The 25,422-nt window shown below is 68.6% G+C and carries 26 protein-coding genes and 1 tRNA gene; 7 read left to right on the top strand and 20 right to left on the bottom strand.

What is annotated here, in order from left to right; translation table 11 throughout:
* Nucleotides 1-41: 41 nt before the first annotated feature.
* On the bottom strand, nucleotides 42-827 hold the full coding sequence (locus ASC66_RS15955; protein ID WP_055841912.1) for an isoprenyl transferase: 786 nt from the start codon (nucleotides 825-827) through the stop codon (nucleotides 42-44).
* A gap of 71 nt (nucleotides 828-898) precedes the next feature.
* Between ASC66_RS15955 and trhA the strand changes: the two genes are divergently transcribed.
* On the top strand, nucleotides 899-1,579 hold the full coding sequence (trhA, locus tag ASC66_RS15950) for a PAQR family membrane homeostasis protein TrhA (protein ID WP_055841910.1): 681 nt from the start codon (nucleotides 899-901) through the stop codon (nucleotides 1,577-1,579).
* Nucleotides 1,580-1,622: 43 nt separating this feature from the next.
* On the opposite strand, the gene ASC66_RS15945 is transcribed toward trhA, so the two are convergent.
* The gene (locus ASC66_RS15945) at nucleotides 1,623-1,925 is read right to left on the bottom strand and encodes a hypothetical protein (protein ID WP_055841907.1); all 303 of its coding nucleotides are present in this window, start codon (nucleotides 1,923-1,925) and stop codon (nucleotides 1,623-1,625) included.
* Between the two features lie 135 nt (nucleotides 1,926-2,060).
* Here ASC66_RS15945 and ASC66_RS15940 point away from each other — a divergent pair, with 135 nt between their 5' ends.
* Nucleotides 2,061-2,474 carry a DUF4307 domain-containing protein gene (locus tag ASC66_RS15940; protein ID WP_055841904.1) on the top strand — a complete coding sequence of 138 codons (414 nt, stop codon included), beginning with the start codon at nucleotides 2,061-2,063 and terminating at the stop codon, nucleotides 2,472-2,474.
* A gap of 106 nt (nucleotides 2,475-2,580) precedes the next feature.
* Nucleotides 2,581-3,072 (top strand): transcription elongation factor GreA, encoded by a 492-nt coding sequence (gene greA, locus ASC66_RS15935; protein ID WP_055841900.1) that lies wholly within the window; start codon nucleotides 2,581-2,583, stop codon nucleotides 3,070-3,072.
* A gap of 133 nt (nucleotides 3,073-3,205) precedes the next feature.
* Here the strand turns inward: greA and ASC66_RS15930 are convergent, their stop codons facing one another.
* The 7 genes from ASC66_RS15930 to ASC66_RS15900 all read right to left on the bottom strand — a co-directional run bounded on the left by ASC66_RS15930 (nucleotide 3,206) and on the right by ASC66_RS15900 (nucleotide 10,726).
* On the bottom strand, nucleotides 3,206-4,078 hold the full coding sequence (locus ASC66_RS15930; RefSeq protein ID WP_055841897.1) for a GNAT family N-acetyltransferase: 873 nt from the start codon (nucleotides 4,076-4,078) through the stop codon (nucleotides 3,206-3,208).
* 52 nt (nucleotides 4,079-4,130) lie between these two features.
* Nucleotides 4,131-5,390 carry a threonine ammonia-lyase gene (ilvA, locus tag ASC66_RS15925; protein ID WP_082492425.1) on the bottom strand — a complete coding sequence of 420 codons (1,260 nt, stop codon included), beginning with the start codon at nucleotides 5,388-5,390 and terminating at the stop codon, nucleotides 4,131-4,133.
* A gap of 128 nt (nucleotides 5,391-5,518) precedes the next feature.
* On the bottom strand, nucleotides 5,519-6,802 hold the full coding sequence (locus ASC66_RS15920; protein ID WP_082492424.1) for an AI-2E family transporter: 1,284 nt from the start codon (nucleotides 6,800-6,802) through the stop codon (nucleotides 5,519-5,521).
* A gap of 9 nt (nucleotides 6,803-6,811) precedes the next feature.
* Entirely contained in the window at nucleotides 6,812-7,873 is a 1,062-nt protein-coding gene (locus ASC66_RS15915) for an ABC transporter ATP-binding protein (RefSeq protein ID WP_055841892.1), read from the bottom strand.
* On the bottom strand, nucleotides 7,870-8,712 hold the full coding sequence (locus ASC66_RS15910; protein ID WP_235496973.1) for an ABC transporter permease: 843 nt from the start codon (nucleotides 8,710-8,712) through the stop codon (nucleotides 7,870-7,872). The genes ASC66_RS15915 and ASC66_RS15910 overlap by 4 nt, the downstream gene beginning before the upstream one ends.
* The gene (locus tag ASC66_RS15905; RefSeq protein WP_235496972.1) at nucleotides 8,700-9,518 is read right to left on the bottom strand and encodes an ABC transporter permease; all 819 of its coding nucleotides are present in this window, start codon (nucleotides 9,516-9,518) and stop codon (nucleotides 8,700-8,702) included. Before ASC66_RS15905 ends, ASC66_RS15910 begins: the two co-directional genes overlap by 13 nt.
* Before the next feature lie 137 nt (nucleotides 9,519-9,655).
* Nucleotides 9,656-10,726 (bottom strand): ABC transporter substrate-binding protein, encoded by a 1,071-nt coding sequence (locus ASC66_RS15900; protein WP_082492463.1) that lies wholly within the window; start codon nucleotides 10,724-10,726, stop codon nucleotides 9,656-9,658.
* 249 nt (nucleotides 10,727-10,975) lie between these two features.
* On the opposite strand from ASC66_RS15900, the gene ASC66_RS15895 reads away from it, so the two are divergent.
* A complete protein-coding gene (locus tag ASC66_RS15895) occupies nucleotides 10,976-12,172 on the top strand; it encodes a winged helix-turn-helix domain-containing protein (RefSeq protein WP_055842364.1) in 1,197 nt (398 codons plus the stop codon).
* A gap of 120 nt (nucleotides 12,173-12,292) precedes the next feature.
* Here the strand turns inward: ASC66_RS15895 and ASC66_RS15890 are convergent, their stop codons facing one another.
* Both ASC66_RS15890 and ASC66_RS15885 read right to left on the bottom strand, forming a co-directional pair.
* Nucleotides 12,293-13,168, bottom strand: a complete 876-nt coding sequence (locus ASC66_RS15890; protein ID WP_055841877.1) for a M48 family metalloprotease — start codon at nucleotides 13,166-13,168, stop codon at nucleotides 12,293-12,295.
* Nucleotides 13,169-13,213: 45 nt separating this feature from the next.
* Complete coding sequence (locus ASC66_RS15885) at nucleotides 13,214-13,780, bottom strand: LemA family protein (protein WP_055841874.1); 567 nt, start codon at nucleotides 13,778-13,780, stop codon at nucleotides 13,214-13,216.
* A gap of 5 nt (nucleotides 13,781-13,785) precedes the next feature.
* Between ASC66_RS15885 and ASC66_RS15880 the strand changes: the two genes are divergently transcribed.
* Together ASC66_RS15880 and ASC66_RS15875 are read left to right on the top strand one after the other, a co-directional pair.
* The gene (locus tag ASC66_RS15880; protein ID WP_502691629.1) at nucleotides 13,786-14,778 is read left to right on the top strand and encodes an ABC transporter ATP-binding protein; all 993 of its coding nucleotides are present in this window, start codon (nucleotides 13,786-13,788) and stop codon (nucleotides 14,776-14,778) included.
* A complete protein-coding gene (locus tag ASC66_RS15875; protein WP_055841871.1) occupies nucleotides 14,775-15,509 on the top strand; it encodes an ABC transporter permease in 735 nt (244 codons plus the stop codon). The genes ASC66_RS15880 and ASC66_RS15875 overlap by 4 nt, the downstream gene beginning before the upstream one ends.
* 46 nt (nucleotides 15,510-15,555) lie before the next feature.
* Here ASC66_RS15875 and ASC66_RS15870 read toward each other — a convergent pair whose 3' ends face one another.
* From ASC66_RS15870 to ASC66_RS15855, 4 genes are all read right to left on the bottom strand, one after another.
* A complete protein-coding gene (locus ASC66_RS15870) occupies nucleotides 15,556-16,884 on the bottom strand; it encodes a D-arabinono-1,4-lactone oxidase (protein ID WP_055842358.1) in 1,329 nt (442 codons plus the stop codon).
* Between the two features lie 68 nt (nucleotides 16,885-16,952).
* The gene (locus ASC66_RS15865) at nucleotides 16,953-18,224 is read right to left on the bottom strand and encodes an alanine racemase (RefSeq protein ID WP_082492423.1); all 1,272 of its coding nucleotides are present in this window, start codon (nucleotides 18,222-18,224) and stop codon (nucleotides 16,953-16,955) included.
* Entirely contained in the window at nucleotides 18,224-19,507 is a 1,284-nt protein-coding gene (locus tag ASC66_RS15860; protein WP_235496971.1) for an MFS transporter, read from the bottom strand. The genes ASC66_RS15865 and ASC66_RS15860 overlap by 1 nt, the downstream gene beginning before the upstream one ends.
* Nucleotides 19,504-20,100: a TetR/AcrR family transcriptional regulator gene (locus ASC66_RS15855; RefSeq protein ID WP_082492422.1), complete on the bottom strand. Its 597-nt coding sequence runs from the start codon at nucleotides 20,098-20,100 to the stop codon at nucleotides 19,504-19,506. Before ASC66_RS15855 ends, ASC66_RS15860 begins: the two co-directional genes overlap by 4 nt.
* 169 nt (nucleotides 20,101-20,269) lie before the next feature.
* On the opposite strand from ASC66_RS15855, the gene ASC66_RS15850 reads away from it, so the two are divergent.
* Nucleotides 20,270-21,196 (top strand): Ppx/GppA phosphatase family protein, encoded by a 927-nt coding sequence (locus tag ASC66_RS15850; RefSeq protein WP_055841868.1) that lies wholly within the window; start codon nucleotides 20,270-20,272, stop codon nucleotides 21,194-21,196.
* Between the two features lie 134 nt (nucleotides 21,197-21,330).
* Here the strand turns inward: ASC66_RS15850 and ASC66_RS15845 are convergent.
* From ASC66_RS15845 to ASC66_RS15825, 5 genes are all read right to left on the bottom strand, one after another.
* Nucleotides 21,331-21,404: transfer RNA gene (locus ASC66_RS15845), tRNA-Leu, on the bottom strand.
* A 112-nt stretch (nucleotides 21,405-21,516) separates the two neighbouring features.
* Nucleotides 21,517-23,037 carry an NAD(P)/FAD-dependent oxidoreductase gene (locus tag ASC66_RS15840; RefSeq protein ID WP_055841865.1) on the bottom strand — a complete coding sequence of 507 codons (1,521 nt, stop codon included), beginning with the start codon at nucleotides 23,035-23,037 and terminating at the stop codon, nucleotides 21,517-21,519.
* 43 nt (nucleotides 23,038-23,080) lie between these two features.
* The gene (locus ASC66_RS15835) at nucleotides 23,081-24,298 is read right to left on the bottom strand and encodes a S8 family peptidase (protein WP_235496970.1); all 1,218 of its coding nucleotides are present in this window, start codon (nucleotides 24,296-24,298) and stop codon (nucleotides 23,081-23,083) included.
* Nucleotides 24,299-24,359: 61 nt separating this feature from the next.
* Nucleotides 24,360-24,902, bottom strand: coding sequence for a DUF501 domain-containing protein (locus ASC66_RS15830; RefSeq protein ID WP_055841858.1), 543 nt, complete (start codon nucleotides 24,900-24,902; stop codon nucleotides 24,360-24,362).
* The gene (locus ASC66_RS15825; protein ID WP_235496969.1) at nucleotides 24,899-25,387 is read right to left on the bottom strand and encodes an FtsB family cell division protein; all 489 of its coding nucleotides are present in this window, start codon (nucleotides 25,385-25,387) and stop codon (nucleotides 24,899-24,901) included. Before ASC66_RS15825 ends, ASC66_RS15830 begins: the two co-directional genes overlap by 4 nt.
* Nucleotides 25,388-25,422: the final 35 nt, after the last annotated feature.

The raw sequence follows: 25,422 nt of genomic DNA, 5'->3' as shown, positions 1-25,422 counted from the left end.
TTCCTCTCGGATCTGCGCGGGGGCGCGGGATCGAGTGCTGTTCAGCCGCCGAAGCGGCGGTTGCGCGTGGCGTAGTCACGGAGGGCGCGCAGGAAGTCGACCTTGCGCAGATCGGGTCCGAGCGCCTCGACGAAGTAGAACTCGCTGTGCGCGCTCTGCCAGAGCATGAAGTCGCTGAGGCGCTGCTCGCCTGAGGTGCGGATCACGAGGTCGGGGTCCGGCTGGCCGCCGGTGTAGAGGTGTTCGCCGATGAGGTCGGGGGTGAGCCGCTCCGCGAGGTCCTCGAGGCTGCCACCGCCGGCGTGGTGATCGGCGACGATGCTGCGCATGGCGTCGGTGATCTCCTTGCGCCCGCCGTAGCCGACGGCGAGGTTCACGTGCAGGCCCGTCTTGCTCGCGGTGCGGGCCTGGGCGGCATCCAGCGCGGCAACCAGGGGCTCGGGCAGGCCGGCGCTGGAACCGACGTGCTGCACACGCCAGTCGCGGTAGCGGGAGAGGTCGTCGGCGAGTTCGGCGATGATCTCGATCAGCGCCGAGAGTTCCTCCCCCGAACGGTTGCTGAGGTTGTCGCTGGAGAGCAGGTAGAGCGTGACCGTGGATATCCCCAGATCATCGCACCATTCCAGGAACTCGCGCATCTTGGCGGCCCCGGCGCGATGGCCATGGGCTGCGGTGTCGAAGCCGAGCTGCTTGGCCCAGCGGCGGTTACCGTCGATGATCATGGCGACGTGGCGCGGAAGGGTCTCCGCAGTCAGTCCCCGGCGCAGCCGGTTTTGGTAGAGGCGGTAGAGAATGCCCCTGCCCAGTGATTCATCGCGGTCGTGCACAGATTCACGTTAGTGCACTTGCCTGCGCTCCCCCACATTTCAGATGGGGATGTGTGTCGTATCCTGAGCGCATGACACTGCACGATCCATCCGTGGACAGTCCCGTCGATGTGAAGCCGACGTGGCGTGGCTGGCTTCACGCCGGCACCTTTCCGCTGACGATCGTGGCCGGAATCGTGCTGATCGTCGCGGCGCAGGGCCCGGCCGCCAAATGGTCGAGCGCGGTGTTCATGCTCACCTCGATGCTGCTCTTCGGCACCTCGGCGCTGTACCACCGCTTCGACTGGAAGCCGCGCACGAAGCTGCTGCTGAAGCGCATCGACCACGCCAACATCTTTCTGCTGATCGCGGACACCTACACGCCGATGGCCGTGCTCGCGCTGCCGCCGGAGAAGGGCTTCCTGCTGCTGGCGATCGTCTGGGGCGTCGCGCTGCTCGGCATCGGCTTCCGCGTGTTCTGGATCAATGCGCCGCGTTGGCTCTACGTCTTCTTTTACCTGGCCCTCGGCTGGGCCGCCGTGATGTACATCCCCGACCTTCTCGCCGTGAGCGTTGCGATGGTTGTGCTCGTCATCGTCGGCGGGCTGCTCTACAGCGGCGGCGCCGTCGTCTACGCGCTGAAGAAGCCGAACCCGATCCCCGGTGTGTTCGGATTCCACGAGATCTTCCACGCCTGCACGGTTCTGGCGTTCTTCTGCCACTGGACGGCGATGCTGATCATCGCGGTCAACCCCGCCTACCACGCAGGCTGACGCCTGCGAGCGGTCACATGGACTGCAGAGAAGGCTGCGGGGGTTAGGGCTTCGTGTCGGGGCCGGATGCCGGGGCGTCCGGGTCCGCGGAGGCGTCCGTCGCTGCCGGCTGCTCCCCTGCGTCGCGCGCGGCCAGCTCGGCCTGGAGCTTCTCGTTGATCTCGGCCTTGTAGTTGGTGCGGCGGATACGGCGGACCATGTCGAAGCCGAGGAAGACGACCGCGACGGCGACGAGCGCCGTGGCCACGAAACCCCAGATGCCGGGCGTGACCGTGTCCGGGTCGAACTCGGCGTCGTTGCTCGCCTGGGCGAAGCGCGTCACGAGCTCCAGAATGGTCGTGTGCACGTGCGGAACTCCTCAGGATTGCCGGATAGCCTTGTCGTACAAGCTTAAGCCACTCAGCTTCCCCCGCCGCGCCGTTCTGCGCCCTCACGGCAGGGGAAGCGGCACACCACCACGCCGAGCAGGAGCCCCCGCAGCATGAGCACCGATCCCGCCCAGCCGACCGATCTCGATCAGCGCTATGGCCGCACGCGCAAGCGCGGCCGGAACGAGCGGCTGATCCTGATCATCTCGGCGGCGGTCTTCGCGGTCGTTCTGGTGGCGTGGGTCGTCTGGGCCGGCCTCGACGGCAGCAAGCCGATGGTCGAGGCCCGGGATGTCGCGCACACCATCGTCGACGATCAGACCGTCCGGGTGGACTACGAGGTCTCGATGCCCGCCGGTGAACAGGCCAGCTGCGCCGTGCAGGCGCTCAACGAGGACTTCATCGTCGTCGGCTGGAAGATCGTCGATATCCCGGCATCCGATCGCTACACGCGGGCGTTCACGGAGACCGTGCGCACGTCGCTGCCCGCCAACACAGGCTTGATTTTCCGCTGCTGGCTCACCTAAAATGGGGGTTTCGCCCCGGCTGACAGTCGGGGCGTCGGCTTTATCACGAGCAGTATCCACGGCGATCGTGTGACCCAGTCCACGTCGCGCAATCCAAGGAGAAGCGATGGCACAGGACACGAGCGTCACCTGGCTGACACAAGAGGCATTCGACCGGCTCAGCGCCGAGCTCGAGGCTCTCTCGACCACCGGCCGTGTGGAGATCGCCTCCAAGATTGAATCCGCTCGCGAAGAGGGCGACCTCAAGGAGAACAGCGGCTACCACGCCGCCAAAGACGAGCAGGGCAAGCAGGAGGCCCGGATCCGCCAGCTCAAGGATCTGCTCAAGCGCGCCGAGGTCGGCCACGCCCCCGAGAGCCAGGGCGTCGTCGAGACCGGAACCGTCATCACCGCCGTGATCGCCGGCGACGAGACCGTCTTCCTGATCGGCGACCGCGAGATCGCCGGCGACAGCGAGCTCGATGTCTACAGCCCGCAGAGTCCGCTCGGCGAAGCGATCCTCGGCATGAGGATCGGCGAGAGCGGCAGCTACACCGCCCCGAACGGCAAGCAGATCAGCGTCTCCATCAGCAACGTCGAGACCTGGGCAGGCCAGTAGGCTCCACGCACATAAGGACGGGCGGCATCCTTCGGGAGGCCGCCCGTTCTGCATTGCCGGGCCGGCACTGCATGCCGTTCGCGGCATGTGCCGGATGCCACATCCACCGGATCCGGCGGATGGCTGACGCGCGCTACCCGATCGCCTGCATCAGCCCGGAGTACCAGCTCGCACGGGCGCCGGGAAAGGCGTCCGCGCCGTGCACCATCAGGGCGGATGCACCCGTCTCGGTGAGCCCGCGGGCGGTCGCCCATTCTCGCAGTGCGGCGTCCCGATCGTTGAGGTCGACCCGCAATTCGCCGTCGAGCCCCTGCGCGAGGGCCGCGATGACGGACGCCGCTTCCGCCTCGCCGCCGGCCAGCAGCGGGCCGATCTGTGAGTGGCCGCCATTGCTCCACCGCGCCCCGAAGCCCGTCACGGCGCCCCCGCACTCGCTCACGACGACGGCATCGGCGAAACTCGTCGCGACGCGGCGCAGCAGTGGCTCGCGGTTCGCCCCGTACGCCGCGGCGTCGAGCCGGGCGATGGCGGGGAGATCAGCCGGCGTCGCCGGGCGTGTGCTCGGCTCCGCGGCGTCGAGGGTCGTGAAGCCCGGCCCGCCGGGATCCGGAACGAAGAGGCCGCGATGCGTGTGCGTGCTTCCGACCGCGTGAAAGCCCAATTTCTCGTAGAGCGGGCGCCCGTACACCGTGGCGTTCAGTACGACAACGGCTCCGTTGTGCCGCGCGAGAACGTGCTCCATGAGCCGGCGCCCGATGCCCCTGCCCTCCACCCGCCGCGCGACGAGCACATTGCCGATCGCGACGACATCGCCGAATCGGGTCGCTGTCGCCGTGCCGACGAGGGAGCCGTCATCATCACGCACACCCCACACCTCACCGTGGTCAAAGAGCAGCTGCCATTTGTGGCCATCCGGTTGCCACTCCCGGTCGACCGCGAGTGCGAGGCACTCGGGCATCGTCTCGTCGCCGAGGCGGCGGATCGGCACGGCTCTGGGCAGGGGCATGCCGACGGGCTGGCCGGGCTCGTGATTGGGCAACCGTGCGGGCATGCTCTGGCTAGTTGCGGCGTTTGTCGAGCTTGGGTTCGTAGCCCTCTGCACGCAGTGCCGCGATGACCTCTTCGACGTGAATCGGTCCGCGGGTCTCCACGGTGATGTCGAGCTCGACCTCGGTGATCTGCAGATCGGGGCCGTGCTGGGTGTGCAGCACCTCGATGACGTTGGCCTTCACGGCCGCGAGGATCGCGGCGACGCGCGCGAGCTCGCCCGGCCGGTCCATCAGCATGACGCGCATGGTGAGGTAGCGGTCGGATGCCGCGAGGCCGTGGCTGATCACGCGCTGCATCAGGAGCGGGTCGATGTTGCCACCGGAGAGGATCGCGACCGTCGTGCCCGTGCCCGTGACCTTGCCCGCGAGGATTGCCGCGACCGAGACGGCACCGGCCGGCTCGACGACGAGCTTCGCGCGCTCCATCAGCACGAGCAGCGCACGGGCGGCGTCGTCCTCGCTCACCGTGACGATCTCGTCGACGGCATCCCGGATCATGGCGTAGTTGAGCTCGCCCGGGCGGTACACGGCGATGCCGTCTGCGATCGTGGGCTTCACCGGGATGTTGATCGGCGCACCGGCATCGAGTGACGCGATGTAGGAGGCCGCGTTCTCGGCCTGGACGCCGATGACGCGCACCGGCCGTCCGCCGGCCGCCTCGTGCTGCTTGAAGGCGCTTGCGACGCCGGAGATGAGCCCGCCGCCGCCGATCGGCACGATGACGGTGTCGATGTCCGGAACCTGCTCGAGCAGTTCGAGGGCGATCGTGCCCTGCCCGGCGACGACGTCGGGGTGGTCGAACGGCGGGATGAAGATCGCGCCGGTCTCCTCCGCGAATGCGGCGGCGGCTGCGAGGGTCTCGCTGATGATCGCGCCGGAGAGCACGACGTCGGCGCCGTAGTCACGCGTGGCCTCGAGCTTGGGCAGCGGCACATTCGTCGGCATGAAGATCGTGGCCGCGATGCCGAGCTCCCGTGCACCCAGCGCCACGCCCTGGGCGTGGTTGCCCGCGGATGCCGCGACGACGCCGTGGCTGCGCTCCTCGGCGGTCAACGCCGAGAGGCGGTTGAACGCCCCGCGGATCTTGTACGAACCCGTGCGCTGCAGGTTCTCGCACTTGAGCAGCACCGGTGAGCCGATGATGTCGGAGAGGAAGCGTGAGGTCTCGATCGGCGTGATCTGCGCGACGGCGGCGACCGTGGCTCGCGCGGCCCGCATCTCGGCCAGCTTCGGCCCGATCAGGGTTGGGGTGGTTGGCGTGTCAGTCATTGCGTCGATTCTCTAACGTGCGATGCGGAAGTAAAGTGTGCCTGGCCTGCGGCGGGCCTGTGGTGGTGGCCAGCGAGGGGCGGCGATGACGGATGCCGCTGTGGCGGTTTCCGCGGTGTCGGAGTCGATCAGGGGTTTCTCGGGGACGGCGCGGTCGCGGCATCCCTCCGGTATCCGGGTCGTGCCTGGGGAACGGTGCTCCATAGCGGCGAGCCCTGCGGCGGCAGGGGCGGCGCCGGCGTGTGCTTCCAGACCCCGCTGGAAATGTAGTGGACCATGACGTTGAGCACGGCGGCGACGGGGACAGCGAAGAGCGCGCCGGCGATGCCGGCCAGCATCGAGCCGGCGGCGACGACGAGCACGACGGCGAGCGGGTGCACCTTGACGGCGGTGCCCATGATGAGCGGCTGCAGCACATGCCCCTCGATCTGCTGCACCAGCAGCACGACGCCGAGCATGGCCAGGGCGATCGGCCAGCCGTTGTAGATCAGGGCAATCGCCACGGCGACCGCGCCGGTCGCGACGGCACCGACAATCGGGATGAAGGAGCCGAGGAAGACGAGCACCGCGATCGGGATCGCCAGGGGCACGTGCAGGAGGGCGGCGCCGAGGCCGATGCCGACCGCGTCGATCGACGCGACGAGGATCTGCACCTTGACGAAGTTGCCGAGGGTGGTCCAGCCGGCCTTGCCCGCGCCGTCGACGGCCGCACGGGCACGGCGCGGGAAGATGCGCACGACCCAGCTCCAGATGCCCTTGCCGTCGATCAGCATGAACAGCGTGGCGAAGAGGGTGATCAACATTCCGGCGAGGAAGTGCCCGAGCGAGGAGCCGAAGCTCAGCGCGCCGCTGATGAAGACCTGGCTGTCCTCTTGGATCGCCGAGACGAGTTGCGCGAGGAACTCGTTGATCTGGGTCTCGGTGAGCTGCAGCGGGGAGTCGAGCAGCGACGCCTTGATCGATTCGAAGGACTCGACCGCGCGGTCGCTGAGGTTGCTCGAGTTACGCGCGATCTGGGTGATCACGAGTACGAGGAGCCCCGAGACGACGGCCAACATGCCGACCATCGCGACGGCGATGGCGAGACCACGCGGCCACTTGTGCTTCACCAGGAACGAGACGAGCGGAACCAACAACGCCGAGAGCAGCACCGCGACGAGCACGGGGATCACGATCAGACGCAACTGCACGACGAGGAAGATGGCGACGGCGACGAGGGCGCCGATCAACAGCAGGCGCCACGCCCAGGCCGCCCCGAGCCGAACGCCGCGCGGAAGCGACGCCGCGAGCTGTTCCTCACTCTCCGTGAGGCGCTCGGCGATCTCCGTTGTGCTCTTCGGTGCCGTTGTCCGCTCCGCGGCACGCCACGGAAACCAACGTCCACCCCTGCGCTTACCCGTTGACTCGGTCACTCGCCCAGTCTATGGCCGTGTATATGCCGTTGCGGTAGTAGAGGCCCTCGCGACCGGCTGCCCCGACCACTCCAGGAACAGCCGCTCCCCCGGCTGCGGATTCTGAGCCACGGGGTGCTCCACGCTCAGCACCGATCCGTCCGTCAGGCGCACGCTGGTGCGCCTGATCGAACCCAGGAAGCTGGACGACACCACCTCGGCCGGGACGCCCTCCGCGGCGAAGCGGATGTCCTCTGGGCGCAGCAGGACCTCGATGGCACCGTCGTGCTCGCCGGCGTCGAGAAGTGGCAGAGCCCGCCCGTATACCTCGACGTAGCCGTGCCCGGCGAGCCCCGGGACCCGGTTGCTCTGGCCGACGAAGCCCGCGACGAACGCGGTGCTCGGCCGCGTGTAGAGCTGCTCCGGTGTTCCGATCTGCTCAATGTCGCCCGCGTTCATCACGGCGATGCGGTCGGAGATGGCGAGCGCCTCCTCCTGATCGTGCGTGACGAAGACAGTCGTGATGCCGAGGCGCAACTGGATCCGGCGGATCTCCTCGCGCAGCTGCTCCCGCACCTTCGCGTCCAGCGCAGAGAGCGGTTCGTCCAGCAGCAGCACCCGCGGCTCCGTCACGAGCGCCCGTGCCAGGGCGACGCGCTGCTGCTGACCGCCCGAGAGCTGGTGCGGGTAGCGCTCGGCCAGCGCGCCGAGGCCGACGAGCTCGAGCATCTCCCGCGCCCGGCTCTCGGCCTCACGGCCGGGCACACGCCGCATCGAGAGCCCGAACATCACGTTGCTCAGCGCGCTCAGGTGCGGGAACAGGGAGTAGGACTGGAACACCATGCCGATGTCGCGCTTGTTCGTCGGCACCCGCGAGACGTCGCTGCCGTTGATCAGAACGGCGCCACCGCTGGCATCCTCGAGCCCCGCCAGCACACGCAGCGCCGTCGTCTTACCGCAGCCGGATGGACCGAGCAGGGAGACGAACTCCCCCGCACCGATGTCGAGGTTCAGTCCGTGCAGCACCCGGTGGGCGCCGTAGTCCTTCACGACCTCCACGAATTCGACGGTGCTGCTTCGCTGGCGGGTCATTGTTGTCCTTTTCTTGAGCGGATGCCGCGCCGGGCGACCGCGCCGCGATCGATCACGAGCAGGAGCACGAACGCGAAGGCGAGGGCCAGCAGGGAGAGGATCACCGCCACATACGGGTCTTGCTTGTTGACGACGACGAGCGCCGTCTGCAGGTTCTGCCGGTTCAGCAGGGAGGCGATCGTGAACTCCCCGAGCACGACGGCCACCGAGAGCAGGCAGGCCGCGAGGATGCCGGTGCGGAGGTTGGGCCCGAGCACGCGCAGCAGCACGGTGCCCCAGCCGGCACCGAGCGAGCGGGCGGCCTCCGCGAGTGTTCCGATGTCGACGGCGTCGATGCTGGCCTGAATCGACCGGTACGCATAGGGCAGCACGGTGACGCCGTAGGCCAGGGAGAGCGGCCAGATGCCGGTGCCGATGGTGCGCCCGATGACGAGGTACACCGGCGCGAGCCCGACGACGAGAACGATCGCCGGGATCGACAGCGGCAGCAGGCAGAGGAACTCGAACGGGCGGCGGAGCGTCGGGAAGCGCAGGGCGATGAGCACCATCGTCGGCGCCAACAGGAGGAGCACGATCGCGACCGTGCCGATGCTGAGCACCAGCGAATTGCCGAGACCGACCCAGATCGGCGCGTAACTCTTCGCGTTCTGCGGGTCGAACAGTGCGAGCCAGTGCTCGGCGCTGTGGCCGCCATCGGCGCCACGCAGGGTGAATTCGAGCATCGAGATGATCGGGATCGCGAAGATGAGCCCGACACCGGCAAGGATGACGCGGCCACCGAGCGGGCTGGGCGCGAGCGTCGCGGCGCGTTGCCGCACCGGCAGACTCACTTCTGCCACCGGGCGGCTTTGCCCTGCACCACGGCGTAGCCCCACATCACGAGAGCCATCACCACGATCATGCCGAGCGCGAGCGCCCCAGCCAGGTTCTCGCGGCCGAGCAGCGTCTCGCTGGTGAGTGCCGTGCGGATCTGCAGCGGCACGATCTGGGAGCCCTGACTGGCCAGCGCGGCCGCCGTGGCATACGAGGAGAAGCCGTTGGCGAAGAGCAGCAGGAAGCTGGCCAGGAAGGAGGGCGCGAGCACCGGCATCGCCACCCGGCGCCAGAAGGCGCCGCGCGTGCCGCCGAGCGTCAGGGTGGCCTCCAGCCAGTGCGCTTTCAGCGCCGTGAGGGCCGGCAGGAAGGTGATGACCATCAGCGGCACCTGAAAGTAGATGTAGGGCAGCACGAGCCCGGGGAGGCCATAGATCCACGCGCCATTCGCGAAGATGTCGATGCCCCAGACGTCGCGCAGCCAGACCGTGACGACGCCCTGCAGGCCGATCGTCGCGATGAAGGCGAAGGCGAGCATCACCCCGCCGAACTGGGCGAGCACCCCGCTGATGGCCGCGACCGTCGCGCGCACGGCGCCCTCCGCGTGGAACGCGAGCAACGCGTAGCAGAGCAGGGCGCCGACGATCGCCCCGATCACCGCGGTGAGCAGCGAGAGTCCGATCGAGTTGACGAAGGTGGCGATGATGACGGGGTCGGCCAGCGCCGCGACGTTGTCGAGGGTGAGGGCACCGTCCGCTCCGACGAAGCCGCTTCCGACAGCGAGCAGCGTCGGCACCGCCAGGAAGAGCAGCACGTAGGACGCGAACGGCATCAGGCCCAGAATGTCGAGCCGAAGCCGCCGTGGCGCTCGAGCCTCGGGCCGAGCGGGCGCGGCGCGCCGCCGGGTCGGACCGCTGTGGTCCGCCCCGACGGGCGCCGATGTGAGTAGTGCCATGGGGTGCCAGCGCGTCAGTTGACGGCTGCCGCCCACTTCTCGCCGAGCAGCTCGCCGGCGGCCGTGCTCTGCTCCTCGCTCGGCACGACGGTGTCCTCCGGCGCGTCGGGCAGGGCGGCGAAGAGCTTCTCGTCGATCGTTCCGGCCTCGGCCATCGCCTCGGCGCGCACCGGGCGGGCGCCGCCTGCGAGCCAGAGGTTCTGGCCCTCGTCGCTGTAGAGGAACTCCTGCCACAGGCGGGCGGCGGCCGGGTTCGGCGCCTCCCTGTTGATCGCCTGGTTGTAGTAGCCGGCGTAACCGGTTCCGGGAAGGATCGTCACCTTCCAGTTCTTGTTGTCGGCCTGGTGCGCGGCGTTGAGGTAGTCCCAGTCGAAGACGACGGGGGTCTCACCGGATGCCACGGTTGCGGTGGTCACGTCGAGCTTGAGCATGTTGCCCGCGGCGTTCAGCTCGCTGAAGAAGTCGATGCCGGGCTGGAAGTCGTCGAGCGTTCCGCCGCTCTGCACGGTGGCGAGGCCGACGGCGGCGAAGGCCGCTCCGGCCTGGGTCGGGTCACCGTTGATGGCGACCGCGCCCTTGTAGTCGGCGCCGAGGAGATCATCGATGGCGGCGGGCGCCGCGTACTTCGAGGAGTCGTAGCCGATCGACATGTATCCGCCGTAGTCGCCGACGAACAGTCCGGAGGCCTCCTTGAGCGCGTCAGGGATGTCGTCCCAGGTGGCGACCTGGTACGGGGCGAACTGATCGGTGTTCTGCAGGGCGACGGTGAGGCCGAGGTCGAAGACGTCCGGGGCCGTGTCGAGTCCGGCGTTGGTCTTGGCCGCCTGGATCTCCTCGGCGCTGGAGACGTCCGGCGACTGCTCGGTGATCGTGATCTCGGGGTATTTGGCGCTGAAGGCGTCGAGCACCGCGCCGTAGTTGGCCCAGTCGCGCGGCAGGGCGATGACGTTGAGTGCGCCCTCCGCCTTCGCGGCGGCCTCGAGGTCTGCGAGCGTGCCGAAGTCGGCGAGGCTGGTGGCCGCCCCGGCATCCGTCCCGCCCGCGGCCGGTGTGCTGCTCTCGCCCGCACACGCGGTGAGGGCCATGGTCAGTGCGGCAGCGGTTGCGATGCCCGCGACCAGAGTGCGCTTGGTAAACACGTATCCTCCGTTGGGCCGTGTCGGCCGCCCCTGCAGTGCGAGACGTCTGGAACCTTCACGAGCCTCTGCGACAGTAGGGAACACGCGTGTCCGCCGGCCGCCGCGCGGGTGAATGGGCGGTGAAGTCGCGGTGTGCGGTTCACGTCGGGACGCCGCTGAGTGCGGGTGTCGGTGCGCGGCGGTATCGTCATGTCGATGGTAGATACAGTCTCGGCGGCATCCGCCCGCCGCATTGCCCTGGCCGCCCAGGGCTTCGCCCGCCCGCACCCGGCCACCGTCGGCGCCCGGCAGCTGAACGCCCTGATCGAGCGGGTCGGGCTGCTGCAGCTCGACTCGGTGAATGTGTTCGAACGCTCGCACTACCTGCCCGTCTTCGCGCGGCTCGGCCACTACGACAAGGCCTCACTCGACGCGCTGACCTTCGCCAGGCGCGGCCGCTACGTGGAGTATTGGGCGCACGAGGCCGCGGTGATCCCCGTGGAGACCTGGCCGCTGCTGCGCTGGCGTATGGAGGAGTACCGTCAGAGGCACGCGGCCGACCTCGACGCCTGGGCGCACAGCAACCGCTCGATGATCGACTGGCTCAAGGCCGAGCTCGCCGAGAAGGGGCCGATGCCGGCCAGCGCCATCGAACACGACGCCAACAAGCGTTCCGGCCCGTGGTGGGGCTGGTCGGACGTGAAGACCGGGCTCGAGGTGCTCTTCCGCTGGGGTGAGCTCGTCTCGGCCGGCCGCACCCGCTTCGAGCGCAGCTACGCGCTGCCGGAGCAGGTACTGCCGGATGCCGTCATCCACAGCCACATCCCGCGGGACGACGCGCAGCGTCAGCTGGTGCGGCACGCGGCCGAGGCGCACGGCATCGGCACGGCCGGCGACTTCGCCGACTACTTCCGGATGGGCCGCGCCGACACTCTCACCGCGGTGCAGTCGCTCGCCGATGAGGGGGTGCTGTTACCCGTCACCGTGCCCGGCTGGAAGCAGCAGGCCTGGCTGCACCGGGATGCCCAGAAGCCGCGGCGCATCAACACCGGCGCCCTGCTCTCCCCCTTCGACCCGGTCGTCTGGGACCGGAAGCGGGCGGAGCGGCTGTTCGACTTCCACTACCGCATCGAGATCTACACACCGGCGCCGAAGCGCGTCTTCGGCTACTACTCGCTGCCGATCCTCATCGACGACAGCGTCGTCGGCCGCATCGACCTGAAGAACGACCGTCAAGCCGGCGTCCTGCGGGTGCAGTCGGCCTGGCACGAGGCCGGTGTCGGCCAGGAGATCGCGGAACGCGTCGCCCCGCTGGTGCGCTCGGCCGCAGTCTGGCAGGGCCTGGACGACATCACGGTGAGCGACTGGGGCACGCTGGCCGGGCCGCTGGCCGCCGAGCTCGCCCGCGCCTAGCCGCGCAGCGGCATCCGCCAAAAAGGACATAGCGCGTTCGCAAGGACGATTCGGCCGCAGCCGTCGTTGCAACCGCACTGTCTCCGTGCAACGCTGCGAGGCGCAGCGAGCGTCGGCAACCTAGAAACTGCCGCCCATGGTGCGCAGCCGCTCGACGCGCTCGGCGATCGGAGGGTGGGTGCTGAACAGGCGGTCCATGATGCCGGGCTTCAGCGGGTCGGCGATCCAGAGGTGCGCCATTGAGGAGTTCTGTCGCTGCATCGGGCGCGAGTAGGCCTCGAGCTTCAGCAGCGCGCTCGCCAGCGCCTCCGGGTGGCGGGTCGTGAGCGCGCCGGTGGCATCTGCGAGGTACTCGCGCTGGCGGGAGACCGCCATCTGCACCATGCCGGCCACGAGCGGCGCGACGAGCATCGCGACGAGTCCGAACACCATCACGAGCGGGTTGCCGTTGTTGTTGTTCCGGCCGAAGAACGCCATCCGCATGAACATGTCGGCGATGAAACCGACGGCGACGACGAGTCCGAAGACGATCATCGACACCCGGATGTCGTAGTTGCGCACGTGACCGAGCTCGTGCGCCATGACGCCCTCCAGCTCGGCGTCGTCCATGATCTCGAGCAGACCCGTCGTCGCCGCGACGATGGCGTGCTCCGGGTCACGGCCCGTCGCGAAGGCGTTCGGTGCCGGGTCGCTGATCACGTAGATCTTCGGCATCGGCGTCCCCGTGGTGATGGAGAGGTTCTCGACGACGCGCCACAGCCGCGGGTGGTCGGTCACCGAGGTGATCTCGACGCCGCCGCTCATCGCGACGGCCTGGCGCCCGGCCATGAAGTACTGGAACACGGCGTAGAGGGTCGCGACGACGAGCGTCGTCACAACCATCGACGGGCTCTCGTAGATGTAGCCTGCCAACCAGCCAAGCGCGCCGATGATCAGCAGGAAGAAGATGATGATGAAGACGGTGTTGCGCTTGTTGCGGGCTATCGCGCTATACATGGTTCCTGGTCAGTGTGGGGCCGGAGGGCGTGAGAACGGTTCAGGCTAGAACTGCACGCGGGGCGGCTCGGCGATCGCTGCGGCATCCGCAACCTCGAAGAACTGACGCCCGTTGAAACCGAGCTTGTTGGCGAAGACGTTGTTCGGGAACACCTGGATTTTCGTGTTCAGTTCACGCACGCCACCGTTGTAGAAGCGGCGTGCGGCCTGGATCTTGTCTTCGGTGTCGACCAGCTCGCCCTGCAACTGCAGGTAGTTCTGGCTGGCCTGCAGCTGCGGGTACGCCTCCGCGACGGCGAAGATGCTCTTCAGGGCGCTCTGCATGTGGTTCTCGGCGACGGAGGCATCGGCGGGGGTCTGCACGGACAGGCTCTCGGCGCGGGCCTTCGTCACACTCTCGAAGACGCCCTTCTCGTGGGCGGCGTAGCCCTTGACCGTCTCGATCAGATTCGGGATCAGGTCGGCACGACGCTTCAGCTGCACCGTGATGTCGCTCCAGGCCTCATCGACACGCACATTCAGCGTCACCAGCGCGTTGTACGTCGCCCACAGGTAGATGCCGATGATGGCAGCGAGGACGACGACGATAAGAATCGGGATGAGCCATTCCATGGCAGATGCTCCTTGTAGAACGCGTGATTGTGTGGCGGGTACAGCCTGGGTGCTCCTCCATCCTAGGTGGCAGCTTCGCGCATTCATGGCGTTCTCACCAGACTCCAAGCCAGCATGGCGGCGACTCCCTGCATCGCCCGGTGCCACCCCTCCGTTTTGCCTCGTTTCGGGACTATCACGGGGGCCGGAAGTGGCGAATAATGCATCTCATGATGAACAGCACGGCTGTTGCGATCCGCATCGACGATCTGCGTGTGCGGAGGGGGCGAATCCCGGTGCTGCACGGCCTGCGCCTCGATGTGCCGCGCGGCCAGGTCGTCGGCCTGCTCGGTCCGAGCGGCTGCGGCAAGACGACGCTGATGCGTGCGATCGTCGGCGTGCAGGTCATCCAGTCCGGCACGGTGACCGTGCTCGGCCTGCCGGGCGGAAGCGCCGCACTGCGGCACCGCGTCGGCTACGTCACCCAGGCCGCGAGCGTCTACGACGACCTCACGGTGCGCCAGAACATCGACTACTTCCGCCGGGTGCTCGGGGCGCCGTCGACGGATGTCGACCGGGTTCTGGATGCCACATCGCTCGCCGATCAGGCCGGGCAGCTGGTCGCCGAGCTCTCGGGCGGGCAGCGTAGTCGGGTGTCGCTGGCCGCGGCCCTGCTCGGCTCGCCGGAGCTGCTCGTGCTGGACGAACCGACCGTGGGGCTGGACCCGGTGTTGCGGGTCGAGTTGTGGGAGTTGTTCCATCGGCTCGCGGCATCCGGGGTGAGTCTGCTCGTCTCGAGCCATGTCATGGATGAGGCCACCCGCTGCGACCGGTTGCTGCTGATGCGGGACGGCGAGATCCTCTTCGACGACACACCGGCCGGGCTGCTCGCCAGCACCGGGGCCGGCGACGCCGAGAGCGCGTTCCTCGAGGTCATCACCCGACGCGGGGAGTCGCATGGCGGGCGCCACGCCCGCACGCCGGATGACCCGGCCGGCGATGCGGGGGCTCGCCCATGAACGCCGGGCGCACCCTCGCCACGACCGGCCGGGTGCTCACCCAGATCCGGCACGACCCGCGCACCATTGCCCTGTTGCTGCTCGTGCCAACCCTGCTGATCGGCCTCGTGGCCTGGATCTTCTCCGACACACCCGTCTTCGCCTCGATCGGGCCGGCGATGATCGCGCTCTTCCCGTTCATCGTGATGTTCCTCGTCACGAGCATCGCGACCCTGCGGGAGCGCCGCACGGGAACCCTGGAGCGGCTGCTGGCGATGCCGCTCGGCCGCGGCGACTTCCTCCTCGGCTACACGATCGCCTTCGGTCTGCTCGCCGTGGCGCAGGCCAGCATCGCGGTCGCGTTCGCCGTCTGGGTCTGTGGACTCGAGATCGACGGCTCCATCGGGCTGCTGCTGCTCGTGGCGGTGATGGATGCCGCGCTCGGCACGACCCTGGGCCTGCTCGCGAGCGCGTTCGCCCGTACCGAGTTCCAGGTGGTGCAGTTCATGCCCGTGCTCGTGTTCCCGCAGATCCTGCTCGGCGGCATCTTCCTGCCGCGCGATCAGCTGCCAGAGGTGCTGCAGGCGATCGGTGACTGGCTACCGCTCTCGCACGCGATCGACGCGCTGAACGCGGTGGCGAGCGGATCCGACGACACGGCGGCGATCTGGATCGACATCGGCATCATCGCCGCATACGCCGTCGGCGCCGTCGTGCTCGGTTCCTTGACCCTGCGCCGCCGGACGCCCTAGCGCCGAAGGGGCTTAGTCGCCGACGTGCCTCTGTCGCCGAAAGGGCTCAGTCGCCGAGCACCTGCCGCAGGTAGGCGTTGCCGAACACCCGGTCGGGGTCGAGGCGGTCGCGCACGGCCAGGAAGTCGTCGAAGCGCGGGTACACGGTGCGGAGCGATGCGGCATCGCGGTAGTGCATCTTGCCCCAGTGTGGTCGGCCGGCGTGCGCGATCATGATCTGTTCGACCGCGCGGAAGTACTCCTCCGGGTCCTCCCGGAAGAAGCGATGCACAGCGATGTAGCCGGTGTCGCGGCCGTAAGCGGTGGAGAGCCAGTTGTCGTCGGCGGCGGCCGAGCGCACCTCGAGCGGGAAGGAGATGCGCCATCCCTTCTTCTCGATCAACGACTTCACCTCGCAGAGTGCAGCCGGCACGGCCTCCCGCGGCAGCGCATACTCCATCTCGCGGAAGCGCACCGTGCGGTTGGTGACGAAGACGGCCGGTGAGAAGTCGGTGAAGTCGCGGGTGCCCGTCACCTTGTCGGCCAGCTGGCTGAGTCGCGGGATCACCGACGGGACGGCCTTCCCGAGGTTGCACATCACCCGGTAGAGGCCGTTGGCGACGAGCTCGTCGTCGACCCAGCGCTTGATCGGCGGGATCGGGGAGAGCGCGGCATCCGCCGGCAGCCGCGTGTTGGTCTTGGTGAGAGCCGACTCGGTGTGCGGGAACCAGTAGAACTCGTAGTGGTCCTTGGATGCCGAGCGCTCGAGGTAGTTCGCCAGAACGCCGTAGAGCGGCTCCGGGCGTTCGACGGCCTGCAGCACGAAGGTCGGAACGAGCTGGAGCGTGACGTCGACGATCACGCCGAGGGCGCCGAGCCCGAGGCGTGCGGCAGGCAGCAGCTCGGCGTTTGCCGTGACGCCGGCGCTGTTGGTCCCGATGTGCAGCAGCTCGCCGTTCGCGGTCACCAGGCTGAGGCCGACGATCTGGGTGGCGAGTCCGCCGAAGGAGCCACCGGTGCCGTGGGTGCCCGTGGAGGTCGCGCCGGCGATCGTCTGCCGGTCGATATCGCCCATGTTCGGCAGCGCAAGGCCGAGCGGGGCCAGCAGCCCGGGGAGCTGGTGCAGATTGGTGCCGGCGGCGAGGGTGACGCGGTGTCGTTCAACGTCGTGGTCGAGCACACCGCGCAGCCCGGAGAGCTCAAGCTGCACGCCCGGTGCCACGGCGATGCCCGTGAAGCTGTGGCCGGCGCCGATCGCCTTCACCGGCAGCCCGCTCTTCGCGGCGGCCAGCACGGCGCGCTGCACGGCGCCGACGCTCGCCGGACGTTCCACCCGTACCGGGCGCACCGCTTCGCTGCGCCCCCAGTTGCGCCACACCGCGCCGGTCGCGTTCAGTGCGCCCCTGCCGGCGCGCCTCGTGCCGCTTCCCGTGCTCTGTCCCACCGTCGTCTTTGGCGCGCCGCTCACAAGAATGCCTTTCCCTCGCCGCGGTAGCTCGGCAGCGTGCCGACGACCGCATTGTCATCGATCAGGGCGAACTCGTTGACGTGTTCGCTGAGTTCGCCGGACTTCGTGTGCCGGAGCCAGACCCTGTCCCCCGGTCGAAGCCGAACTGCCGCCTCGCCCGTGAGGGGGCTCTGCACCTCGCCCGCCATCTCCCGCGAGACGAAGGAGAGACCCTCCGGCCAGACGAGCTGGGGCAGCCGGTCCGCCGCGGGTGGCCCGGAGGCGACCCATCCGCCGCCGAGCATCGTCGCCGTGTCCTCCGTCGCCTTGCGCACGATCGGCAGCGCGAAGGCAGCGGCGGGGGCCGGGGCGAAGTGCCCGTAGTTGTCGAAGAGGTGCCCGCCGAACGCCCCGCTGCCCGCTGCGATCTCGGTGACCGAGGCGTCGCTCGAGGTGCTCTCCAGCGAGCCCGTTCCACCGCCGTTGACGAACTCGAGCGGCGCGATCGCGCGGACGGCGGCCACCGCCGCCCCACGACGCTCGTGCAGCTCGGCGATGGACTGCCGCTGCATCCAGCGATTGATCACCCCGTCGACCGGCTTGCCGATCGGCTGGTTGCCGACCCCGGCGATCTGCGCCTCATAGGCCATCATGCCGACGAGGGTGAAACCCGGTCGCGAGGTGATGTACGCGGCGAGCGCCCCGGCATCCGCTGCGCTGTGCACCGGCGATCGCCAGACGCCCAGGTGGCCGAGCACCGGGGCGTTCCAGGAGGCATCGAGCTCGAGGCAGACGCGCACGTTCTCCCGCTCCCCCGGCCGCAGCACCGCGTCGACGACGTCAAGCTGCTCCGGCGAGTCCACCATCAGCGTGACGCGCGCGGCGAGGGCCGGGTCGGTGGCCAGGCGACGGATCGCGGCACGGTCGACGCTCGGGTAGCCGACGACGACGTCGTCGACGGTCTCGGCCAGCCAGAGTGCCTCGGCCAGCGTGTAGGCGAGCACGCCGTGGTATCCGGGCAGTTCGAGCAGGGCCTCGATGACGCCGCGCACACGCAGCGACTTGCTCGCCACCCGGATCGGCATGCCGCCGGCGCGGCGCAGCATGTCGCTGGCGTTGTGTCGCAGCGCATCCAGTTGCAGCACAGCGAAGGGCGGGTCGAGCTCACTGGTGGCGGCGTCGAGCGCGCGCCAGTACTCCGCACCGCGGAAGCGGGCGGGCAGGGCGGATGCCGAGACGCCGGTGTCGGTCAGTTCGAAGCCGGAGCGGAGACCCAACTGCGCGCTCATCAGCGCACCGACTTCACGCGTGCGACGGCGAGCGCACCGGCGAAGGCGAAGACGGCCGACATCAGGAACAGCCCCTGGAAGCCGCCGAGCAGCGCGACCGTGGCCGCACCGAGCATCGGGGCGACCGCCTGCGGCACGGTGGTGGCGATGTTCATGATGCCGAGGTCCTTCCCGCGGGTGGCCGGGTCGGGGAGCACCTGGGTGGCCAGCGCCTGGTCGACCGAGAGGAAGCAGCCGTAGCCGAGGCCGAGCAGCCCGGCGGCGACCATCGCCATCGGCAGGCTGGGGAAGAAGGCGAGCAGCAGGGCGGCGAAGGCCTGGGCGCTCGACGACATGAAGACGAAGGCCTTGCGCCGCCCCAGCCGGTCCGAGAGTCGGCCCAGAATGAGCGAGGAGAGCACGACGAAGACCATGTAGATCAGCGTCAGCAGGATCAGGTTCTCTTCGGCGTTCTTGTCATTCAGCTGGAACATCAAGAAGTAGAGCAGCAGGCTCGTCCCGAAGGCGTTGCCGAAGTTGACCAGGACCCGGCTGAGCAGCGTCCAGCCGAAGTCGGGGTAGCGGCGCGGGCTGATCCACAGGCTCGCGAGGATGCCCCGGGTGCTGAGCGGCTCGCGTTGCTCCGGCAGCAGCACGGCGTCGGGGCGGAGCAGGAACGGGATCATCAGCAGCACGAGCAGCACGGCCATCGAGACGTAGCCGAGCAGCTGGCCGGTGAAGACGGTGAGCACCAGCACGAGGCCGAGGATGGTGCCGACGGCCTGCGGCGCCGACATCCAGCCCGAGACGTAGCCACGCTGGCCGACGGGAACCTGGTCGGAGATCGTCGCGGTGAGCGCCGCGGTGAGCACACAGAAGCCGGTGCTGGCGATGATCCAGCAGAGGGCGATGCCGAACAGCTCCGTCTGGAAGCCGAGGGCGACCAGTGCCACGGCGAAGAGCAGTGTGCCCGCGGCGATCCACGGTCGGCGGCGGCCGAAACGCGAGGTGGTGCGGTCGCTCAACGCCCCGGTCAGCGGGAACGCGAGCATCGCGATGAGACCGGCGATGCCGGAGATCACACCGAAGGCGACGACGCTGTCGACCCAGTGCTCCGGCTTGAGTTGGGCGTCGATCTGCAGCGGCAGCAGCATCTGCACCGGCGTGAGCTGCGCCATCCAGATGCCGAGCCAGGCGCTGCCGAAGGCGGCGATCCACCCGCCGGAGACCCGGCGCGTCGGTTCGGCGAAGACGCCGGGCAGTTCGGCCCCGCTCGTGTTCGGAGTCGTGGTTGTGCCGCTCACAATTGCCTGCCCAATCCTGCGAGCGCGTCCGCCGCAAAGTCCATGATGGATGCCGCAGCGGCATCGTCGCGTTCGACGAGCCACGTGATGGTGAGACCGTCGGTCAGTACGACGAGCAGGCGCGCGACCTCGTCGACGGGGCGCGTCCAGGCGGTTCCCGTCTGCTCGGCTGCCGTGGTGAGCGCTGTCGCCGCGAGCGCGAAGTAGGTGTCGTATTGGAGCTTTGCGAGGTGTTCCATCCCCGTCGAGCGCAGCGCCTGTTGGGTGAGCTCGAGCATCGCCTGCTCGCGCAGCGGGTCGGCGCGCAGGTGATCCGCGTAGCGCTGCAGGCCGGCCCGGAGGATGTCCCGCAGGGAGGCGTCACCGTCGGGGGCGGGGAGCACGGCCGCCTGCTCGTGGGCGACGACGAAGGCGATGAGTTCGTGCATCAGTTCGTCACGCGAGGCGAAGGCGTAGTGGAAGCTGGCCAGCGACATGCCGGCCTCCGCGACGATGGCCCTGGTCGTTGCGGCGCTGACACCCTGGGTTGCAACGACGCGAAGGGCGGCCTGAACGAGGGCGGCGCGACGTTCTGCCGCGGGGATGCGTGGCATGACGGCCTCCTTACACAACGCTGAGCAAGTCCATTCCGCCGCACGATCGGCGGCGCCCTCCGAAGTGGGTCGAATGACCCACTTACCGAGTGTGAAACAGTATGCACCATGCCGGGGCATTTCACGCCATGCGCGCATCCGTGCCCGGCCGAGACGCTATCGTTCCAGCATGCGTCTTGGAGTTCTCGATGTCGGTTCGAACACCGTCCACCTGTTGATCGTCGATGCCCATGTGGGCGCCGCGCCTGTGCCGATGGCCTCGCACAAGTCGGTGTTGCGGCTCATGCGCTATCTCGAGGCCGACGGCTCGATCAGTGCGGAGGGCGTGGACGCCATCCTGGAATCGGTGCGCTCCGCCAGCGCCGTTGCCCGTCAGAACAACATCGACGAGTTGCTGCCCATGGCGACCTCGGCGCTCCGCGAGGCCCGCAACGGCCAGGAGGTGCTGGATCTGATCACGGCCGAGACCGGGATCGAGCTGCAGGTCCTCTCCGGCGAGGACGAGGCCAGGCTCACCTTCTTCGCGGTGCGCCGCTGGTACGGCTGGTCGGCCGCAGACACGCTGCTCTTCGACATCGGGGGCGGTTCGCTCGAGATCGCGGCCGGAGCGGACGAGTACCCGGCGGTGTCGCTGTCTCTGCCACTCGGTGCCGGCCGCAGCACGATCGGCTTCCTGCACGATGACCCGCCGACGGCCGCCCAGATGAATGCGCTGCGCGAGCACGCACGCGCGGTCCTCGAGGAGGCATTGCCCGCCTTCGCCGATCTGCCGACCCCGGCCCACGTCGTCGGCTCGTCCAAGACGATCCGTTCACTGGCACGCCTGGCCGGATCGGTCGTCGACGGCGTCGGGGCCCTGGACCGCTTCCTGCTGCGCCGCTCACAACTGGATGATTGGATCCCCCGCCTGGCCCGGATCCCGGCCGACGCCCGCCCCGCGCTGCCCGGCATCACCGCCGACCGCACGTTCCAGATCGTCGCCGGCGGCATCGTGCTCTCGGAGGCGATGGCGGCGTTCAAGGTCAAGGAACTCGAGGTGTCACCGTGGGCGCTGCGGGAGGGCGTGCTGCTGCGCTATCTCGACCACCTCAGCTGATCGCAGCCGGTGTGCGGATGCGGGCCGGTCCGCACGTGATCTCGACGTGCCAACGGGGCGCGTCGGCGCGTGTATCCGCTGACCGGCCACGGATGCCGCGGGCGCCGTGTGACCGCAGGTGGCCCGGCATCCGGTGCCCCCACAGGGATTCGAACCCTGACTGTGACGATTTTAAGTCGCCTGCCTCTGCCGATTGGGCTATGGGGGCCGTGCCGAACAACCGTGCCGAGTCTATCGGCGGAACAGAACAGCCCCGAGGCGATGGCCTCGGGGCTGTTCTGCGCTGTTCTCCGCCGGAACCCGGCGGGAGAGCGGCGATGCTACTTGGCGGCGACGACCTCTGCGACCTCGACGGTCTCGGCGGCAACCTTCTTGGGCGCACGCTTGACCGGGGCCTTGGCGGCCTTCGGGGCGACATCCGTCGCAGCGGCCTTCGCGGCGGGGGCCTTGGCGGCCGCCGTCTTGGCAACCTTCGGGGCGACGGCCTTCGGAGCGGCGGCAACGGGTGCTGCCTCGACCGGCGGCTTCGGACGCGAGGCGAACTCCTCGAATGCGGCGCGCGGGTTCGCGACGGCGGCGAGCGAGACGATGTCGCGACCGAGGAAGAAGTTGTTCACCCAACCCCAGATGACGCGGATCTTGCGCTCCCAGCTGGGCATGGCCAGACCGTGGTAGCCGCGGTGCGCGAACCAGGCCGGGAGGCCCTTGATCGCGATCTTGCCGGACTGGAACACACCGTAACCGATGCCGAGGCCGGCGACGGCGCCCATGTTCTTGTGCAGGTACTCCGTGGGGCCTTCGCCGCGCAGCACCGCGACGATGTTCTTCGCGAGGAGCTTGCCCTGGCGAACAGCGTGCTGGGCGTTCGGCACGCAGTAGCCACCGACGCCACCGCCCGAGAGGTCGGGAACAGCGGTGATGTCACCGGCGGCCCATGCACCCTCGACGATGTCGTCTTCGGTTCCGATGCGCAGGTCGGCGCGCACCTGCAGCCGGCCACGCTCTTCGACGGGGAAGTCGGAGCCACGCACGACGGCGGGGTTCGCCATCACACCGGCGGTCCAGACGATCAGGTCGCTCTCGAAGCTCTCACCGGTGGAGAGTTCGACGACGCCGCCGACAGCGGACTTGAGCTGCGTGTCGAGGTGCACCTCTGCACCGCGCTGCGCGAGGTTCTTGAGCACCCAGTGGCTCGTCTCGAGCGAAACCTCGGGCATGATGCGCCCCATGGCCTCGATGAGGTGGAAGTGCGTGTCGTCGAACGTGAGCTCCGGGTACGAGCTCAGCAGCGAGCTGGCGAAGGAACGCAGTTCTGCGAAAACCTCGATGCCGGCGAAACCGCCACCGACGACGGTGAAGGTCAGCAGGCGGTCACGCTCGGGGCCGGCCGGCATTGCCGCAGCCTTGTCGAAGTTCGTGAGCACGCGGTCGCGGATCGCGATGGCCTCTTCGATCGTCTTGAGGCCGATGGCCTCATCGGCGACACCCGGGATCGGGAAGGTGCGCGAGACCGCACCGGCCGTGACAACGATCACGTCGTAGTCGAAGGTGTAGGGGTCTCCGACCGGCGGGGTGATCGTGGCCTGCTTGGCCGCGTGGTTGATGCCGGTGACCTTGGCGGTCACGACGGTGGTCTTCTTGAGGTGACGACGCAGAGCCACAACGGAGTGGCGCGGCTCGATGGAGCCGGCAGCCACCTCCGGAAGGAAGGGCTGGTAGGTCATGTAGGGCAGCGGGTCGACGACGGTGACGTCAGCCTCGCCCTTGCGCAGCCACTTTTCAAGCTTCCAGGCGGTGTAAAAACCGGCGTAGCCGCCACCGACAATGAGGATTTTGGGCACAGTTAAAGGTCTCCTACGTGATCACAGATGTGCGAACAATCTACTACCTGCGCAGTATTCGCCTGAAATGCCGTGTGGCCCCTATGCCCATCAGCACTATAAGGATAACAAATCCCCCGAGCACAAGCAGCGGCACCGTCACAGTGGCCATTGTGAAGCTGTTCGGGATCAGCGCTGCGAGGCTGTCCTGCTCCGGCGCCACCGGGTCGGCCTTCACCGTGATGGGCTCCTGCGGCGCTGGTTCCTCCTCGCTGGGGGCGACGGCAGCGCGCCGGTGCAGGTGGATCCAGTCCTTCAGAAGCGTGGCGGGATCGGTGGTCGCAGCAGGCACCTCGTCGTTGATCGCGGCGGCCGCGTCGATCAGGCCGTTTCCGTAGATCTGCGTCGGTCCGCGCGGCTCGGCCGTCGAGAGCACCCGGTTGATCGCGCCGGCGGCATCCAGTTCAGGGTAGGCCGCCCGGACTAGCGCGACGAGGCCGGAGACTATCGGCGCGGCACCGCTCGTGCCGTCCCACTTTGCGTAACCGCCACCCGGGACGACGCCGACGAGGTCCTCGCTGGGCGCGGAGACGGAGATCGTGATGCCCTGCGACGACGCGTCGAAGCTCGCCTCGCCGTTGCGGTCGACACCGGCGACGGTGATGACGCCGGGAATCGTCGCCGGGGCGCCGACGGATGTCGTTCCCGCGCCGCGGTTGCCGGCGGCCGCGACGACGACGACGTCGTTCTCGAAGGCGTAGAGGAAGGCGTCATCCCAGCTCTGCGGCCAGTCCGGCGTGTTGCGGGTCAGCGACATGTTGATGACATCGGCACCGTTGTCGACGGCCCAGCGCACCGCAGCCGCGATCTGGTCGTCATTGCTGACGGTCGAGCCTGTATCGGTGCCGAACGCGACGGATGCCGCGAGCAGCTCCGCCTCGGGGGCGACACCGATCACGCCGCTGTCAGGCACGGGACCGCGCCCGCGGCCGGCGAGCAGCGAGGCCACCATGGTGCCGTGCTGCTCATTGTCGCCGACGGGGGTCTGGCCGTTCGGCGAGCCGATTCCGGACGCGTCCATGCCCCCGACGATCGCACCCTTGAGCTCGGCGACGCTGCCGTCAACGCCGGTGTCGATGACGGCGACGGTCACGCCGGCACCCTTAGTCGTCAGCCAGGCCTCGTCGAAGCCGTAATCGGTGAGCCAGTACTCCATGTCGCGGATCTGATCGGCGTGCGCCGGTGGCGCGTCGAGCACCGTCGAACCGAGCGTCACTCCCACAATCACCGCCGTGGCGACCACTCCGCCCCAGCGCCCCCACGCCCGCATCAGACCCGGGCCATCACGCGTCGGTGCCGGGCTCTGCGGCGTCGATGCCCTCGTATGCGATGCACTCGCACACGTTCGGCGACCAGGTGGAGCGCTCGAGCGCGAGGTCGCCAATGGGGTTCACGCCGGGACCGGCCGCGAGCGCGTGCCCGGCCAGGGCGTGCAGGCACTTCACGCGCACCGGCATGCCACCTGCGGAGAAGTTCTCGATCTCGGGAACGACGAGGATGCTGGCGCGGTCCGCCAGATACGCCTCGTGCGCGCGGCCGTATGCGGCACGCATCTCCTCGTCGGCGGCCAGGAGCTCGCTGAACTCGTTCATCACCTGTGTGGCCTCGAGGAACGACATCGCCGCGGTCGCTGCGGGGTGGCTCAGGTAGTAGAGCGTGGGGAACGGGGTCCCATCGGCCAGTCGCGGCGCGGTGGCGACCACGGTCGGAGCACCGCAGACGCAGCGCGCGGCGATGCCGATCACGTTGCGGGCCGGGCGGCCGAGCTGTGCCGAAACGATGGCGATGTCGCGCTCGGATGCCGAGTCAAATGGCGGTGTCGTCATGGTGTTGCTGTGCTTTCTGCAAGGCCCGCCGTCATCACGGAGGCGAACATCGACTGTAACCAATCAAGCTGGGTGTTTTGGATTTCGGTGCTGATCGGCGCCTGCTCGGTCTCCTCGAGCGGTGCGGCGAGGTCGTTGATCACGAGGAAGCTGACCTCGCCAGGCATCACGTAGTAGAGCCGGTCGCGGGCCTGCGTGATCACATAGGTCTTGTCGTTCCAGCGTTCGCGCTCGGCGCGCAGCGTGGTGAGCTGCTCCTGCTGGGCGTCGACGGCGGCGCTCAGCGCTGCGATCTCCTGGCGCTGCTCGACGAGCACGCGCAGGCCGGGGGCGAGGATGACGACGGCCAAGACCAGGATCACCATCATGATCAGCGAGAAGCCGGAAAAACGGATGCCGCGCAGCCAGCCCCCGCTCGGGGATTCTCCGGTGGCCATGGCCACCGGAACCTTCCGAGACGGCGTCTTCGTCGAGGTGTCAGGCATTTCCCTGATCCTCCCTTCGAGACGCGCCCATCGAA

This window comes from Leifsonia sp. Root4, assembly GCF_001425085.1.
Lineage (GTDB): Bacteria > Actinomycetota > Actinomycetes > Actinomycetales > Microbacteriaceae > Microterricola.
Note: the sequence above shows the minus strand (reverse complement) of the source record. Positions and strands in the feature narration are given on the sequence as shown.